Consider the following 15,599-nt stretch of genomic DNA (forward strand, 5'->3'; position numbering starts at 1 on the left):
TTGCGTTACGCAAGCGTTTGCAGTAGTTTCTAAAATGCTTTTGATAAACAAGTATTTTAAGCTTTGGAGGAATTCCATGACGAAAAAGTTTCTGTTGGCCGTGCTGGCTTATGTCGCCCTCTCGTTCGCCATCGGCGCCCCCTGGCACTTCATTCTGTTCAAGGATGTGTACCACGAGTTGGGCATATACAACCGTGCCGAACCGATCATCCCCCTCGGTCTACTTTCGATGTTCGTCCAGGGCGCGATCATCGCCCTGCTGTACCCGTACTTCGGCTGCGAAAAGACACCGATTCGCTCAGGGCTGGCTTTCGGCGGCCTCATGGGCTTGTTCCTGTTCAGCGTGTCGACCTTGGCGAACGCGGCGAAAATTCAGGTCTCTTCCATCGAACTCTGGCTGACGGTTCAGAGCACCTTTCACCTGATCCAATTCGCCGCCGCGGGGGCAGCTATCGGCTGGATATACGGCAGCGACTTCAAACATGCCGGTCGATCCCAAGCTCCGGTGCGAGCCGCCGGTACCGTCCGATAATGCTGAACCGGACTTTTGGAGGAACTGATCATGGCTTGCGATCCGGGCTTGTCGCAGCGCTTGGAGGAAATGCTCGCCGAGCGTGCCGGCTTCCAGGCTAGGAAAATGTTCGGCGGCATTGGCTGGCTGCTGCACGGCAACATGTGTGTCGGCATTTATCGATCATGGCTGATCGTCCGGGTGGGCGAACATACGGCCCGCCGGCTTTTCGAGGAAACCCATGTCAAACCGATGGATATCACCGGAAAGCCCATGAAAGGCTGGGCCATGATCTCCGACGAAGGGCTGGCGGAAGATCGTCAACTTCAGCATTATGTCGACTTGGCTATCGAATTCGTTACCAGCCTGCCCCCAAAAAATCCGTGATGGTGATATGAACCGTCCGCATCGATCCGGAGGACCAATCCCCATGAAACCGTCCGACTACTGCATCTTCGACACCCCGCTCGGTCCTTGCGGAATCGCCTGGCGCAACGGCTGGACCAAAGGCGCCCCGCCGGCAGTGACTTCGTTTCAGCTTCCCGACCACACGGCGCAAGCGACGGAAGCGAGGCTCGCACGGGAATCCGGCGCGCGCCCGGCTAGCGCTCCGCCGCCCGCGATCGCGGCCATTATCGAGCGAATTCGCAGGCACTTCGAGGGAGAGGCCGAGGATTTTCGGGACATCGATGTCGACCTCGACGGCGTGGGACCCTTTGCACGGGAAGTGTATGAAGCCGCTCGTGCCATTCCGGCCGGGCGAACCATGACATACGGCGAGATCGCGGAAGCCCTGGCGCGCCCCGGTGCGGCGAGGGCCGTCGGCCAGGCTCTGGGGAAAAACCCGATCCCCCTGATCATCCCCTGCCACCGGGTACTGGCGGCCGGCGGCAAGCCCGGCGGATTTTCGGCGCCGGGCGGACTGGCGACCAAATCCCGGATGCTGGCCGCCGAAGGAGTCGCTTGGGCTCTGCCGCCGACACTCAAGTCGGCACAAGATCTCCGGCGTGCGGCGGCGCGCCTTAAAGCCCTCGATCCCCGCCTGGTCGATTGCTTGTCCCGGCCCATCGCATTCAAGCCGAATGCCGAACACTCTCCCTATGCGGCGCTGCTAAGCGCGATCGTTTACCAACAACTGACGCCCAAGGCGGCAGCCACCATCCTGAACCGGGTGAAGGGACTTTATCCGGGGACGACGATTCCGGAACCCGGCGAACTCCTGAACACCCCCGACGAGGCTTTGCGGGAGGCGGGCCTGTCGAAAGCGAAAACCGCCGCGCTGAAGGATCTGGCGGCCAAGACTCTGGACGGTACCGTACCGACGGCAAGGGCCATCGTTGCGCTGCACGACGACGAGATCGTGCGACGGCTGATCTCGATTCGAGGCGTGGGGCGGTGGACGGTGGAGATGCTGCTCATCTTCAATCTTGGCCGGACGGACGTCTTTCCGGTCGACGACTACGCGCTCCGAAAAGGTATCGCGAGAGTCTACGGGATGCCGGAAGTCCCCTCCCCCAGCCAGCTCATTTCTCTGGGGGAGCGTTGGCGGCCCTATCGCACGGTGGCCTCGCTTTACCTCTGGAATGTCGTCAATGCCGAAGTCTTTTGAACGAGAGTAAACCTATGATGGATGGCAACCGCCAAGTCACCCTGTTTCATGCCCCCAATACCCGTTCTCTCGGCACCCTAACCCTGCTCGAGGAACTCGGCGCCGATTACCGGCTGCACGTGTTTAACCTGAAAACGGGCGAGCAGCGCAAGCCCGACTATCTCGCCATCAATCCCATGGGCAAGGTACCCGCCCTGCTGCATGGCGATGCCCTGGTCACCGAGCAGGTGGCAATCTTCATCTACCTCGCCGACCTCTATCCGGAGGCGGGACTCGCGCCCGCCGTCGGCGATCCCCTGCGAGGACCTTATCTACGCTGGCTGGTGTTCTACGGTTCCTGTTTCGAACCGGCCATGGTGGACAAAGGCTTGGAGCGTGAGGCCGCTCCGCGGTCGACCTCCCCGTACGGCGATTACGACACTATGTTAAAAACGCTGACCGATCAGCTCGCAAAGGGGCCTTACATTCTGGGCGAGAGGTTCACCGCCGCGGATGTGCTTTGGGGCATCGCCTTCGCCTGGAGTACAGCGTTCAAGCTCGTGCCGGAATCGCCGACGATCAAGACCTACATCGACCGCATCAATACCCGCCCAGCGGTGGCGCGAGCCAGAGCCAAGGATGCCGAGCTCGCCGCGGCTCAGGGTTAGGGCCTCTTTTCGCTTTTGTATCAAAGGGATCCATAAATGATTCGGCTTTCGTTGCAGAGGCGTGGCTTGATGCTTCTGTCGGCTGCCACCGTTCTTTTTTCTTCCGCTGCCCCTGCTCAGGAGAAAAATGAGAGCCCCAAGGAACCGGAGCTCAGTTATGAGACCTTCGACCAGCGCCCTGGCAGCGGCTGGCGCAAAATCGCCGATCAGGGAAAGTATCTGGAAGCCGCCAAGCTGATCGACCGGTACGAAAAAGAAGCCAAGGTCCTTGAGGAGTGGCAGCGCGTGAACCTGCGGTTCCATGCGGGTCAGCTCTATGCAGCGGCCGAAGAGAAAGACGAGGCGCTCGCCCGCTTTAGGGCCGCTTTGTACGAAAATGAACCGGCCGAGTCACCGATCCGGTGGAACGCTTATGTCCGGGCGACAATCGCCTTTCTGGAACGAAACCGCGAGAAACTGGCCGAACTCCGGGAAGAGATCGCCAAAGGGCCAAGACTTCAAGGTGCCGTACCGAACCTCGACGTCGTCGATCGCTTGATCACATGCTTCGACGAGCCTTATTCGGTTGCATATGGCGGAAAAACAAAAGCGTGCAAGTGACCCATCCGCGAAAGCCGACGAAAGGATTCAGCGGGCACACGCTCGCTCATGCCGAACCTTGACCTCACGAAGCGAGTATCTGTACTCGGCTTACTCGTACGTTTGATATAGGGCGGTCCGGCGGCATCGCAGCGCTCTGCGCTGAAGCCACGGTCGCTTCTCTGCGTTTTCGGAAAGCGCCGGAAAAATTTTTCCCGATTTCACGATCAAGTGTCGAATCGGCGCTTCCCCGAACGACTATCCAGCGCCTACAGCCTTTTCATCACGATATGGAGGAAGCCATGAAATACCTGTGCCTGGTTTACAGCGAGGAAGAAAAGCTGCACAGCCTCCCCGAAAGTCCGAAAGATGCCGAATGCCTGGCCTACGCCAATTCGCTCCGCGAGAGCGGGCATCTGCTTGGCGGAGAACCCCTGGAATCGGTTCAGACCGCCACGACCGTACGGGTCCGCGGCGGCAAGGTGTCGGTCACCGATGGCCCATTTGCCGAAACGAAAGAACAACTGGCCGGGTTCTACCTGATCGATGCACGGGATCTCAACGAGGCTATCCAGATCGCCGCGAAGATCCCGCCGGCGCGCGTGGGCAGCATCGAGGTGCGTCCGATCCGGGAGTTGAAGCCGTAGGACGAATACGGTCCATCCCGCCCGTGAAATTCAACAAAAGAGAAAGCCATGAAATATCTGTGTCTGGCGTACGAAGCGGAAGAAAAACTTAACGCTTTGTCCGCAAGCGAGTGGGATGCCCTGCGGCGCGAGACGCTCGCCTATGTCGAGGAGCTTCGCGAAAGCGGCCACCTGATCGTCACTCACGCCCTCAAGAGCGTTCGAACCGCCGCGACGGTACGGGTTCGGAGCGGCGGACTATCGGTGACGGACGGTCCTTTCGCCGAAACCAAGGAGCAACTGGGCGGTTTCTTTCTGATCGAAGCCGCCGATCTGAACGAGGCGGTCCGGATCGCATCGAGGTGGCCGTCGGCGCGCCTTGGCAGCATCGAGGTCCGCCCCATCGAGCCAGTGCTGAACGTGGAAAGCCGCTACGGCGGAGCCCCGTGACGCCGCCCGACGCGAATACCATGCGATCGCAGAGAGAGGTCACCATGAATCACCCTATTTATCTACCGAAAATCGTATCCAAGGCCGAGTGGCTCGCCGCACGCGAGGAACTGCTCATCAAGGAAAAAGAACTCACCCGGGCGCGTGACGCGCTGAATGCCGAACGCCGCCGGCTGCCGATGGTGAAGATCGACAAGGCTTATGTCTTCGAAGGACCGGACGGCCAGTTGAATCTGCCCGATTTGTTCGAGGGCCGCCGCCAGCTCATCGTCTACCATTTCATGTTCGACCCAAATCGGGACGAGGGTTGCGTCGGCTGTTCATGGGTGGTCGACAGCATGGGCCACCCCGCCCATCTTCACGCCCGCGACACCTCGCGGGTCCTCGTCTCCCGCGCGCCGCTGGCCAAGATCGAGCCGTTCAGGAAACGCATGGGCTGGGACGTGCCCTGGTATTCCTCTTTCGGAAGCGACTTCAACCGGGACTTCGGCGTCACCACCGAGCAGGGCGAAACGTTCGGCGTGAGCGTCTTCCTCCGCGAGGGAGGAAACATCTTTCAAACCTACTTCACGGCCGGACGTGGCGCCGAGTACCTCGGCAGTCATTGGAGCTACCTCGACTTGACACCCCTCGGCCGGCAGGAGGATTGGGAAGACTCTCCGGACGGATGGCCGCAAACTCCACCGTATGGATGGTGGCGCCACCATGACAAATACGCTGGGTGAAAGGGAGCTCATGTACCCCCCACTTCGGTGAAGCCCGACTCAACCCATCCATCTACGGGAGAAAAGCCATGAAAACTGAAACGACCGAAACCGAGATCCGAAACCTGGTGGACAGCTGGCTGAAAGCCGTGCTGGACGGAAACATGGACGCAATCGTTTCCCACTACGCCCCGGACATCCTCGCATTCGATGCCGTATCGCAATTGCAATTCAGGGGCGTGGACGCGTACCGAAAGCACTGGGAAGCCTGCCTTGCCCTGTGTCCCGGCCCGATGGTTTTCGAGATTCACGACCCGGAAATCTCGGCAGGCGATGACGCGGCCTTCTGCCACGCCCTCATCCGGTGCGGGGGAGCCGGAGACAACGGCGAGGAAAAAGCCGGATGGATGCGCATGACCGCCTGCTACCGCAGGCTGAACGGACAATGGAAGATCGTGCACGAGCATTTTTCGGCGCCCTTCGACATCGAGAGCGGCCGCGCCTTGCTCGACCTCACGCCGTAACACAGCCATGAGAAAACTGCTCCGGTCGACGGTAACGTCCCTGGACCGCTCCATGGCCGGGCCTAACGGGTGCTGGACTGGCATGCCGAGGGAGAGGACTTCGGTGATGTCGATTTCGCGGTTCTTCATTCGACCACCTAGCGGCAGTTGGGCGTTTTCCATCTGTTCGCCGAAAACCAACCTATAAGGATCCACCACCATGGCAACCGAAACCATCCAAGCCTACGACGAAGCCCAGATTAGACAACTCATCGCCGATCAGATGGATGCCGTCTGCGCCAAGGACGTGGGCCGAATCATGTCCCGCTACGCGCCTGATGTCGTTTTCTACGATTGCAAACCTCCGTTCCAAACCAAAGGCGCAGAGGACTACCGCCGTATTTGGGAAGAGTGCTTGCCGTGCTTCCCGGACTCTTTCGCCATGGAAACGCGGGACCTCGACATCTTCGTAAGTGGAGACCTGGCGCTCGCCCACTGGCTGTTCCGCTTCACCGGGGAAGAAAAGGACCATCCGGCAATGCAAACCTGGATGCGGCTCACGGCCGGCTATGAGCGGAAAAAGGGCAGCTGGCGGATCGTGCACGAGCATTGCTCCCTCCCCTTCGATCCGCCTACCGGCAAAGCCGTATTCACGCTCGACCTTTAGCCCGATCCCATGACGACAGCCGCCCCGTTCGATCTTGGATGACGACTGTTTTTTTCATCAATCGATAAGAGGAGAAAAAATCCATATGACCGATTCCACCCCGACAAGCGCTGCCGACCGTGAAATTGTCAGCTCGCGAGTGTTCGATGCACCGCGCGAGCGCTTGTTGAAGGCGTGGCGCGATCCCACCCAATTGGCCGCGTGGTGGGGGCCTAAGGGTTTTACCAACACTTTTCACGAATTCGACCTGCGGCCGGGCGGCGTCTGGCGTTTCGTCATGCACGGTCCCGACGGGGTCGATTATCCGAACGAGAGCGTCTTTCTCGAGGTCGTCGAGCCCGAGCGCATTGTGTTCCAGCATGTGTCAGGTCCGCGATTTCAGATGACGGTCACCTTCACGGAGGAGGCCGGAGGAACCCGGCTCGAATGGCGGATGCTCTTCGAAAGCGCCGCGGAATGCGACAAGGTCCGGGCGGTGTGCGTCGAAGCGAACGAACAGAATTTCGACCGCCTTCAGGCACAACTGGCGAAGCTGGCCCCGTAGGCGTCTTAATACCTCAACCGAGAAAAGGAGATACCATGCATATCCAACCCTATTTGTTCTTCGAAGGCCGCTGCGAGGAGGCGCTCGATTTCTACCGCCGCGCGCTCGGCGCCGAAGTAATGATGCTGATGCGTTTCAAGGAAAGCCCTGAGCCCCATCAGTGCCCGCTCCCGCCCGGAGCCGAGGAAAAAGTCATGCATTCGAGCTTCCGTATCGGCGAGAGTACGGTGCATGCTTCCGACGGTTTCTGCCAAGGGCAGCCGAACTTCCAGGGCATTTCGCTATCGCTCTCGGCGCCGAACGAAGCGGAGGCCGATCGCCTGTTCGCCGCGCTGGCCGAAGGCGGACAGGTGCAGATGCCGTTGGGCAAAACCTTCTTTTCGCCGTGCTTCGGCATGGTCACCGACCGCTTCGGCGTGGCGTGGATGATCATCGTAGAGAGTGCGGAATAGAGCCAACCCAGGAGCTCGGCTTCCGCCGGTCCGGGCCGTCCGGAAGCCGAGCTCCTTAATCGAAACTGAACAGGACAAACGCCCATGCGATTCATGATCATCGTCAAAGCCACCAAAGACTCCGAGGCGGGCGTCATGCCGACCGAGGACCTCATTGCCGAGATGGCGGCATACCACGAGGAACTGGCAAAAGCCGGCGCACTGATCGATGGCTCCGGGCTCCAGCCGAGCGCGAAGGGTTGGCGCATCGAGTACTCCGGCGAGAAGCGTTCGGTGGTGGACGGACCCTTTGCCGAAACCAAGGAGTTGATCGCCGGCTACACCATTATCCGGGTGAAATCCAAGGAAGAGGCGTTGGAATGGACCAGGCGCTTCCCCAATCCAGCCGGTGACGGCAGGGAAGGCGAGATCGAGGTCCGCCAGTTGTTCGAGCTGGACGACTTCGAACCGGGTGAAGCGATCGAACGCTGTCGCAAACTCGGGATCGGTACGGAGAACTAGCCGCGTATCGTCTCCCGCCGGGTCCCTGACAGTCCCTTCTTGCGTCCGACACCGCACTGGAAAAATCGATGTTCAAGAACATTGCCGTCGTAGCTACCCTTCTGATCGCCGCGGTCCTCATCTATGCCGCGACCAGACCCAACACTTTCCGCGTCCAGCGCTCGACCAGCATCAACGCGCCGCCGGAAAACATCTTCTTGTTTATTAACGACTTGCGCAAGATGAACGAGTGGTCGCCATTCGAAAAAAAGGACCCGGCGATGAAACGGACTTATACCGGCGCGGCCGACGGCAAGGGCGCGGCGTACGAATGGGACGGCAACACGGATATCGGCCAGGGACGCCTCGAGATCACGGAGTCGTTTCCCCCATCCAAGATCACCATGAAACTCGACTTCATCAAGCCTTTCGAAGCCCACAACATCGTCGAGTTCACGCTACAACCGCAGGGCGACGTCACCCGGACCACCTGGTCCATGCAAGGCCCCAGCCCTTACATTTCAAAACTCATAGGACTCTTCATCAGCATGGACAAGATGATCGGCAAGGACTTCGAGGCCGGCCTCGCCAGCTTGAAAGCCATCGCGGAAAAGTAAATGTTGCGCAGAGCCGCCGTCCCGGTTGCTTCGTCGACGCGGCGGAGTACGTCTTGAATAGGAAAACGTGATGAAGTATCTGTGTTTGATTTGTGCCGAAACGGTGATGGAGCAAATGCCCGAAGCCGATGCGGAGAAGCACCTGGAAGAGTACCGCGAGTTTACCGACGGTATCCGGAAGAGCGGTCATTTCGTCGGGTGCAATCGGCTGCTTCCGCCCGCTGCCGCGACCACGATCCGGGTGCGGAACGGCAAAGTCTCGGCGACCGATGGACCCTACGCGGAAACCAAGGAGCAGCTCGGCGGTTACTACGTCATCGAAGCCAAGGATATTGATGAGGCGATCGAGGTCGCCTCGATGATTCCCGGGGCCAAGATCGGATGCGTCGAGATACGGCCCATCGCGGAGGATTCCAAGACGCTGAGCGCGCTTGGCTTTGTCGGGCTGACCACAGGAGACGGTACGGCGTGACGGACTCCCGCCAAGTTCGGCGCCGGTACCACGCCCCTAACGTCGATGGGCGGTGTGCGAGTTTCGTTGTATAGACAACATCAGAGGATGATCACGGTCATTTGGGATACTTGGCTGAAACCCGGTACGGAACGAGAAGGGCTCCGGCTGACGCGCCAAGTGTGGTCGGACATGCGAAGCTTCGACGGTTACATCTCGCATCAGATTTTCATCGATCAGGATGATCCGGGACATATCATCGCTCTCGCCAACTGGCGAAATCGGGCGGATACGGACGCCGTCCGGGAAAAATACAAGGACTCCGAGATGATCCGCCAGCTCACCCCGCTCCTCGCCCGCCCCCGGAAAGATGGATGACTTGCGAAGATCAGGCGTCGTGAACAAAGCCGCCCCTGTACCAGACCGGCAACCGAGCTTGGATTGTCGGGCGGTCCAAGGCGAACACCCGTAAGCACGACTTTTACCCGTGTAATATTGACATTAGTTTTTACCCGGATAAAATTGACTTCGTTATTTTCAAACGAGGTCGCCTTATGAACACTAATCCACAACCGACATGGATCGCGTTTGCAGGAGCCAAACGCATCGCGCTGGGTCCGCCCCGTGACGTGGCCGCGAAGGTGAAGTCTTTCGTCGATACGGATAGCCAAGACATCGTCTTGATCTTCGACGCCGTCACCAGCGCGCCCGTAGAGCTGGACCTCCGCGGCTCCGTGTCCGCGGTTCTCGATCGGCTGTCGCACGCGCAGGGCAACCAGACCGAGCCGGTCGCGGACACCTCGGCGAGCGCACCGCGAACCGCCGGACGACCGAAGCTCGGTGTCACGGCCCGCGAAGTCACCTTGCTGCCCAGGCATTGGGAGTGGCTGACCTCCCAGCCCGGAGGCGCCTCCGTGGCGTTGCGAAAGCTCGTCGAACAGGCCATGCGCGCGAACAGACAGGACGATCAAGTCCGTCAGGCGCGAGAAGCCGCGTATCGATTCATGAATGCGATGGCCGGAAACGAGCCCGGCTTCGAAGAAGCCATACGGGCCTTGTTTGCCGGCGATCAAGACCGATTACATCAGGCTGTCGCGAAGTGGCCCGCCGACGTACGACAACATACGCTCGCCTTGACGGAAACGGCTGCCGTTACGCGTCCCAAGCCTGAGACGGCGCCGGCGGATTGAGTTCGCCCGGCGTCGGCTCGCCACTTTCTAGGCGCGAGATATCCATCAAGCGATATAACAGGCGCTTGGAAACCGATGCCAGCGGTTCGCACGGAGCGCTGGGTCGCCCATGTCGTGAGTGATCTTTTACTTGGAAGGAGCAAGGAGATGACGGTTAAAGCGATCCCCGACGGATACCACAGCGTGACATCGTACCTGGGCATCAAGGGTGCGGCCGAGGCCATCGAATTTTACAAACGGGCATTCGGCGCGGTGGAGCTTTTTCGTCTGGTGGCGCCCGGCGGCGAAATCGGACACGCCGAGATCAGGATCGGCGACTCGACCGTCATGCTGGCCGATTCGTGCGAAGCGAGTCCGTTACGCAGCCCGCAAGCGCTGGGCGGCTCGTCGGTCGGCCTCCATGTGTACGTGGAAGACGTGGATACTCTGTTCGCCCGCGCCGTCGACGCCGGAGCGAAAGCCGTCAGGCCGGTGCAAGACCAATTTTACGGCGACCGCACCGGCACGCTGGAAGATCCTTTTGGGCACGTCTGGTTTCTCGCGACCCGCAAGGAAGAGCTTACCCCAGAGGAAATCAATAGGCGTGCCGAGGCAATGTTCAAGCAAAGCGACGCCTAAAGCGACAGATGTCGTCGTCAAACGAGAACGCTGCTGAACGGGTGCGCGTGACGGTAGACGCCATCTACCGTTCCGATTCGCGCCGCGTGTTCGCTACCCTGGTGCGTTTGCTCGGCGACTTCGATCTCGCCGAAGAAGCGCTGCACGATGCCTTTCGGGCGGCGCTGGAGCAATGGCCGCAGGAAGGCATGCCAGCCAATCCGCGGGCTTGGCTGGTATCCACCGGCCGCTTCAAGGCCATCGACAACCTGCGCCGGCGTGCACGGTTCGTCGACTTGCCGCCGGATGCCGCCGAACGGCTCGGCACCGATGATCCGGAGGGACGGGACCCCGCGGATATCGGGAACGGCGGGGCATCGCTGATGGCGCTCGCCGAACGGGTAGCGGACGGGCTCGGCGATCCGGCGGCATGGGACGACGAGAGCGTCGAAGACGACCGGCTGCGGCTGATTTTCACCTGCTGCCATCCTGCCTTGTCGCCGGACGCGCAGGTCGCGCTCACGCTGCGCGAGGTGTGCGGCCTCACCACCGAAGAAATTGCTCGCGCTTTCCTCACCGCCCCGTCCACACTGGCTCAACGTATCGTGCGCGCCAAGGCGAAAATCCGCGACGCCCGCATTCCCTATCAGGTGCCGACACGCGAAGATCTGCCGGAGCGCTTGGACGCCGTGCTGCGTGTTGTTTATCTGGTGTTCAACGAGGGCTACTCCGCCTCGCTGGGCGGCTCGCTGACAAGACACGATCTCTCGGAGGAAGCGATCCGTCTCGGGCGGTTGCTGATCGAACTGCTGCCCGAACCCGAAGCGCAGGGGCTCCTGGCGCTGATGCTGCTGCACGAATCGCGCCGTGCCGCGCGCACCTCGCCCGGCGGCGAACTGATACTGCTGGACGAGCAGGACCGCGCGCTTTGGAACCGGGACCAGATTGCGCAAGGGCTGGCGCTGGTGGAACGGGCGCTGTCGTCGCGACGGTTCGGCCCGTACACGCTGCAGGCGGCGATCGCGGCCGTGCATGCCGAAGCGCCGAGCGCCGGCGAGACCGACTGGGCGCAGATCGTCGGGCTATATAACGTGCTGTTGCGAATCGAGCCGTCGCCGGTGGTGGAACTGAACCGCGCCGTGGCGGTGGCGATGTACGACGGGCCCGAGGCAGGCCTCACGCTCGTGGACGGCATTCTCGCCCGAGGCGATTTAGAGGACTACCACCTGGCGCATGCGGCTCGCGCCGACCTGTGCCGCCGGCTGGAACGAACGGCGGAAGCCCGCGCCGCTTACGAGCGGGCGCTTAGCCTGACACGGCAGGAACCGGAGCGGCGGTTTCTCGAACGGCGGCTGAACGAGCTTTTGGATTGAAACGGCCGGTACTTATGGAAGAACATCGCGAGTTGCGTAGGAATCGGAAAGAGCCCCTGGCCGTGCCATCATTCGCGTCCTCGATAGCCTCGCTAGGCTTCAATCGCCCCGAGCATTATCATGTTCCTCCGGATCGTTATTAATCAGGCCCGTAAATACCCTCCTGGTATTTCGGGCCGCCGCCCAGGCCGGTACACGCCCGGCCTGGGCTCACGCGGCTTGTCGCCGCGCCGGGGCATCCCTGCCCCGGATTAACCCGGCCTATATTTATAGGCTGGGTTAATAACACATGCCGCTTACAGTCGGTCATGACGGTCCGCAATATCGGCATTCTTTTTCATGAGACGGAAACCATGCTCTACCGCGGTAGTTGCCATTGCGAAGCGGTCCAATTCGAGGTCGAGGCCCCCGAGCGCGTTGTCTGCCAGGACTGCAATTGCTCGATTTGCTCCAAGTCCGGCTTCCTGCACCTCATCGTCCCCAAATCGCAATTCAGGCTGATAAAGGGTGAGGAGAACCTCGTTGTCTACACCTTCAACACTGGCGTCGCCAAGCACCTGTTCTGCAAGACCTGCGGCATAAAGCCCTTCTATATCCCTAGATCGAACCCGGACGGCTACGACGTGAACGTCCGCTGCCTGAGTCCGAAGCCCAAGGAACTGGTCATCGAGCCCTTCGACGGCCAAAACTGGGAATCCCATGCGCACGCGCTGGCGCATCTCAGCCGGGAAGCTTGATCGTCCGCGCCGGTAATGCCGAACGAAGCCGGAGCCGATTCTCCTCTGGGAGGCTGCTCATGAAGGTGCGCCCCGCGGCATCCTCGGATTGTGAACGGCTGATCCGCCTTTTCCGGCAACTGGGCTACGTTATCGACGTCGGCGAACTTCGGGCGAGACTCCTCGCCTATGACGGATCGGATTCTGATCTGGCGCTGGTGGGCGAAATCGGCGCGGAGGTGGTCGGAACGATCGTTCTGCACGTCGTTAGTCCGCTCCACGAAATCGGAAAATGGGGACGCATTTCCGCTCTCGTGGTCGACCAAAGCATGCGACGACGAGGCATAGGCGCCGAATTGCTGCGCGCAGCGGACGACTTCTTCATCGGGCGGGGATGCACCCGGGTCGAGTTGACCAGCAGCGACCTGCGCACAGACGCCCACCGCTTCTACATGGCGAACGGGTACGAAAACCGGTCGAAACACTTCGTAAAACATTATCCGAACGCCTGACCGGCGAGCCGCCCTAACGGGCATGAGCGTTTTTCGGCTCACGACGATGCTTCCGTTGGCGGACTCCATGTCTCTCGATCCCGCAAAAGCTCCGTCCCGCGCGGCAATATTCGGGATCAAGTCGGGCCGAGCGAGCCGATTCCGCCGCCTTCTACATTGTTAAATGACATTGAAGGCATCAGAGGCCGAATGCAGACTTCCGCAGTTACCGATGATCTCGGGATTGTGCACGACTCATGTCGAACAAGGAGGAAAGGGCATGCCAGCTTTCATCTTCAGCTCAACGCTTTGCCAATATCTACGGGTCTTATTGCCGCTAGCTTCCGCCTTGGCGGCCGAATCTGCCGAGGCGACGGTTTTTACCGTAGGCGGAAGCGCCGATAAAAGCACGGCTTGCACTCTGGCCGATGCCATTACGGCGGCGATATTCAATACCCGGACCGGCGGCTGTCCCGCGGGCTCCGAAGACGACACCATCGAACTCACCGGCGACGTCGTCCTGACGGAAGCATTGCCCGTGGTGGCGAGCGACTGCCGTTACTACCCGGATCCCTGTGTTCAAACGCGCATAACGATAGACGGCAACGGCCATTCGATTACACTCTCGGACGCCCCGAATACGCCCGTCTTCGATCTGCTATCGCTCCGTGTGGCATGCGGCGATGGCTTTTATTCGGTACCGCCCAGCGTCATGCTGTACAACGTAACGCTTCAACAGGGCAAAACCGGAATTTCTCCGATAAGCGATACCACGGGCTTGGAGTGTCCGCCAATGCTGGTTCTCACGAATACTCGCGTTTTCGGTAATCGCGGAGACGGCATTTCGGCGCGTTTTGCATCGATGCAGATCGCGAACAGCCCGATCGCCGACGATGGCGGCCGGGGCATCAAGGGCCATGGCGGCGGCATTGACCCCACCCGCCTTCGCGCCACCCTCGGTGAGCGGCACCGTTGAAACGGCCTGGAACACCATGAGTTACCGCTCCGATTATCCTGGAAACGGCAGTTGGGCGTGCTCGAGTGCACGTAGCGGCTTCACCCAAGCGGTGAAATCGGTAGGAGGGACGACGGTCAGAATCCATGAGGCGTTTCTACTCCATCCAAGCGGTCAACTGCCGTTTCTAGGATTATCTCCGCCGAGGCGGGGTTTGCGTGGCATGAAGCGGTGCGCCGGACCGGCTGCAGGAAGACTCCAAGGAATCGTCTTGCGGCACCACGTTGGCCGTGATGATTTCCTGCGCCCTGAGTTCCGCGGAGGCAAGCTCGTCTCTGAAAATATCGGTTTCATACGCCGGAGCGGTAACTTCCGCTAGCGAGGTGTCCAGCGGCCGGCCGGGTTCATCGATATGGATGGACGTCACCGTGGACAATCCGGGGCGGATGGGCCGTTTCAGGATCTCGTCCTTGCGCAGGGCGATGCGCACCGGCACCCGCTGGACGATGTGGATGAAATTGCCGGTCGCATTGTCCGGCGGCAACAGGGCGAACACGCTGCCGGTGCCGGGCACCAGGCCTTCGACCGTGCCGTGATAGACACGGCGCCGTCCGTACAGATCGACGATCACCTCGGCCGACTGGCCGGGCCGCACTTTGCGCAGCTCGGTCTCCCGGAGGTTCGCCTCCACCCAGAGATGGTCCAGCGGCACCACCATGAGCAGCGGATCTCCGGGATGGACCCGATCCCCGACCTGAGCTTTGCGTTTCGCCACATAACCCGAAACGGGCGCCCGGATGCGCTGTCGGACGAAATCGAGGTAAGCGTTGACGAAGCGGTGCTTGGCGGCCTCCACTTCGGGGTGTTCGGTGCGACTGGTTCCCCCGACCCGCGCCTCGATGGACTGGAGTTCCGCGCCGACCTCCCGCAGTTCCGCTTCGAGGGCCGTCATCTGATCCTCGGCGTTTTGCAGGACTTGCTCCGAAACCGAACCGCTGGGAAACGCCTGACGGAAGCGAATGACGTCGTGGCGCACCCGGGCGAGCTGGGCCGAGCGCGCGTCCAGTTTCTGGCAGAGTTGCTGGCGCGTCGCGAACAGCGCGCCGATCCCGCGCACGGTCCGCCCCAGGTCACCCTCGCTTTGCCCCAGGGCGGCATGGGCGCGGTGTTCGTCGAGCCGGACCAGCAGGTCGCCCTTGTTCACGAACTGGGTTTCCTCGGCCAGGACCTGGGTGACGATGCCGGTCGCATCCGCTTCGACCGGAATCAGATTGCCGGCGACGAAGGCATTGTCGGTCTCGACCCGGAAACGGCCATGCACCCACCAGTAGATGGCCGCGGCCAGAGCGCACGCGAGCACGGCCAGCGCCACCAGCAAAAGACGACGGTTGCGCCGCGCGCGGATCGCCTTCGGATGAATCTTCATAGATGCCTGTT

23 protein-coding genes are annotated in these 15,599 nt (G+C 60.8%); 22 read left to right on the forward strand and 1 reads right to left on the reverse strand.

Annotation, left to right across the window (positions count from 1 at the left end):
* Positions 1-76 precede the first annotated feature (76 nt).
* The 22 genes from ACWJJK_RS20055 to ACWJJK_RS20160 all read left to right on the forward strand — a co-directional run bounded on the left by ACWJJK_RS20055 (position 77) and on the right by ACWJJK_RS20160 (position 14,183).
* Positions 77-532, forward strand: a complete 456-nt coding sequence (locus ACWJJK_RS20055; protein WP_205780664.1) for a hypothetical protein — start codon at positions 77-79, stop codon at positions 530-532.
* A gap of 30 nt (positions 533-562) precedes the next feature.
* Entirely contained in the window at positions 563-898 is a 336-nt protein-coding gene (locus ACWJJK_RS20060) for a TfoX/Sxy family protein (RefSeq protein WP_454128419.1), read from the forward strand.
* A gap of 43 nt (positions 899-941) precedes the next feature.
* Complete coding sequence (locus ACWJJK_RS20065; RefSeq protein WP_156880556.1) at positions 942-2,120, forward strand: methylated-DNA--[protein]-cysteine S-methyltransferase; 1,179 nt, start codon at positions 942-944, stop codon at positions 2,118-2,120.
* 14 nt (positions 2,121-2,134) lie between these two features.
* Positions 2,135-2,767 carry a glutathione S-transferase N-terminal domain-containing protein gene (locus ACWJJK_RS20070; RefSeq protein WP_434148650.1) on the forward strand — a complete coding sequence of 211 codons (633 nt, stop codon included), beginning with the start codon at positions 2,135-2,137 and terminating at the stop codon, positions 2,765-2,767.
* A gap of 36 nt (positions 2,768-2,803) precedes the next feature.
* A complete protein-coding gene (locus tag ACWJJK_RS20075; RefSeq protein WP_156880558.1) occupies positions 2,804-3,367 on the forward strand; it encodes a hypothetical protein in 564 nt (187 codons plus the stop codon).
* Positions 3,368-3,648: 281 nt separating this feature from the next.
* Positions 3,649-3,993 carry a YciI family protein gene (locus tag ACWJJK_RS20080; protein ID WP_077728697.1) on the forward strand — a complete coding sequence of 115 codons (345 nt, stop codon included), beginning with the start codon at positions 3,649-3,651 and terminating at the stop codon, positions 3,991-3,993.
* Between the two features lie 48 nt (positions 3,994-4,041).
* On the forward strand, positions 4,042-4,422 hold the full coding sequence (locus tag ACWJJK_RS20085) for a YciI family protein (protein WP_077728696.1): 381 nt from the start codon (positions 4,042-4,044) through the stop codon (positions 4,420-4,422).
* A 44-nt stretch (positions 4,423-4,466) separates the two neighbouring features.
* Positions 4,467-5,147, forward strand: a complete 681-nt coding sequence (locus tag ACWJJK_RS20090; protein ID WP_133718817.1) for a DUF899 domain-containing protein — start codon at positions 4,467-4,469, stop codon at positions 5,145-5,147.
* Positions 5,148-5,215: 68 nt separating this feature from the next.
* Positions 5,216-5,650, forward strand: coding sequence for a nuclear transport factor 2 family protein (locus tag ACWJJK_RS20095; protein ID WP_133718816.1), 435 nt, complete (start codon positions 5,216-5,218; stop codon positions 5,648-5,650).
* Between the two features lie 199 nt (positions 5,651-5,849).
* Positions 5,850-6,296 carry a nuclear transport factor 2 family protein gene (locus ACWJJK_RS20100; RefSeq protein WP_133718815.1) on the forward strand — a complete coding sequence of 149 codons (447 nt, stop codon included), beginning with the start codon at positions 5,850-5,852 and terminating at the stop codon, positions 6,294-6,296.
* A gap of 85 nt (positions 6,297-6,381) precedes the next feature.
* Entirely contained in the window at positions 6,382-6,840 is a 459-nt protein-coding gene (locus ACWJJK_RS20105; RefSeq protein WP_133718814.1) for an SRPBCC family protein, read from the forward strand.
* Between the two features lie 35 nt (positions 6,841-6,875).
* Positions 6,876-7,292 (forward strand): VOC family protein, encoded by a 417-nt coding sequence (locus ACWJJK_RS20110; protein WP_086134027.1) that lies wholly within the window; start codon positions 6,876-6,878, stop codon positions 7,290-7,292.
* A gap of 84 nt (positions 7,293-7,376) precedes the next feature.
* A complete protein-coding gene (locus ACWJJK_RS20115) occupies positions 7,377-7,793 on the forward strand; it encodes a YciI family protein (RefSeq protein ID WP_133718813.1) in 417 nt (138 codons plus the stop codon).
* A 68-nt stretch (positions 7,794-7,861) separates the two neighbouring features.
* Positions 7,862-8,389, forward strand: coding sequence for an SRPBCC family protein (locus ACWJJK_RS20120; RefSeq protein ID WP_133718812.1), 528 nt, complete (start codon positions 7,862-7,864; stop codon positions 8,387-8,389).
* 70 nt (positions 8,390-8,459) lie between these two features.
* Positions 8,460-8,861 carry a YciI family protein gene (locus ACWJJK_RS20125; RefSeq protein ID WP_133718811.1) on the forward strand — a complete coding sequence of 134 codons (402 nt, stop codon included), beginning with the start codon at positions 8,460-8,462 and terminating at the stop codon, positions 8,859-8,861.
* Between the two features lie 87 nt (positions 8,862-8,948).
* Positions 8,949-9,218, forward strand: coding sequence for an antibiotic biosynthesis monooxygenase (locus ACWJJK_RS20130; protein ID WP_434101768.1), 270 nt, complete (start codon positions 8,949-8,951; stop codon positions 9,216-9,218).
* Between the two features lie 176 nt (positions 9,219-9,394).
* Positions 9,395-10,030 (forward strand): DUF2239 family protein, encoded by a 636-nt coding sequence (locus ACWJJK_RS20135; protein WP_133718810.1) that lies wholly within the window; start codon positions 9,395-9,397, stop codon positions 10,028-10,030.
* A gap of 147 nt (positions 10,031-10,177) precedes the next feature.
* The gene (locus tag ACWJJK_RS20140) at positions 10,178-10,648 is read left to right on the forward strand and encodes a VOC family protein (RefSeq protein WP_133718809.1); all 471 of its coding nucleotides are present in this window, start codon (positions 10,178-10,180) and stop codon (positions 10,646-10,648) included.
* Positions 10,649-10,656: 8 nt separating this feature from the next.
* Entirely contained in the window at positions 10,657-12,000 is a 1,344-nt protein-coding gene (locus tag ACWJJK_RS20145) for an RNA polymerase sigma factor (RefSeq protein ID WP_454128420.1), read from the forward strand.
* A 308-nt stretch (positions 12,001-12,308) separates the two neighbouring features.
* Complete coding sequence (locus tag ACWJJK_RS20150) at positions 12,309-12,737, forward strand: GFA family protein (protein WP_240502398.1); 429 nt, start codon at positions 12,309-12,311, stop codon at positions 12,735-12,737.
* A gap of 59 nt (positions 12,738-12,796) precedes the next feature.
* The gene (locus ACWJJK_RS20155; protein ID WP_086134020.1) at positions 12,797-13,228 is read left to right on the forward strand and encodes a GNAT family N-acetyltransferase; all 432 of its coding nucleotides are present in this window, start codon (positions 12,797-12,799) and stop codon (positions 13,226-13,228) included.
* Positions 13,229-13,487: 259 nt separating this feature from the next.
* Positions 13,488-14,183: a hypothetical protein gene (locus tag ACWJJK_RS20160; protein WP_133718806.1), complete on the forward strand. Its 696-nt coding sequence runs from the start codon at positions 13,488-13,490 to the stop codon at positions 14,181-14,183.
* Between the two features lie 172 nt (positions 14,184-14,355).
* On the opposite strand, the gene ACWJJK_RS20165 is transcribed toward ACWJJK_RS20160, so the two are convergent.
* Positions 14,356-15,588, reverse strand: a complete 1,233-nt coding sequence (locus ACWJJK_RS20165) for an HlyD family efflux transporter periplasmic adaptor subunit (RefSeq protein WP_077728682.1) — start codon at positions 15,586-15,588, stop codon at positions 14,356-14,358.
* Positions 15,589-15,599: the final 11 nt, after the last annotated feature.

The organism is Methylocaldum gracile, assembly GCF_053646815.1.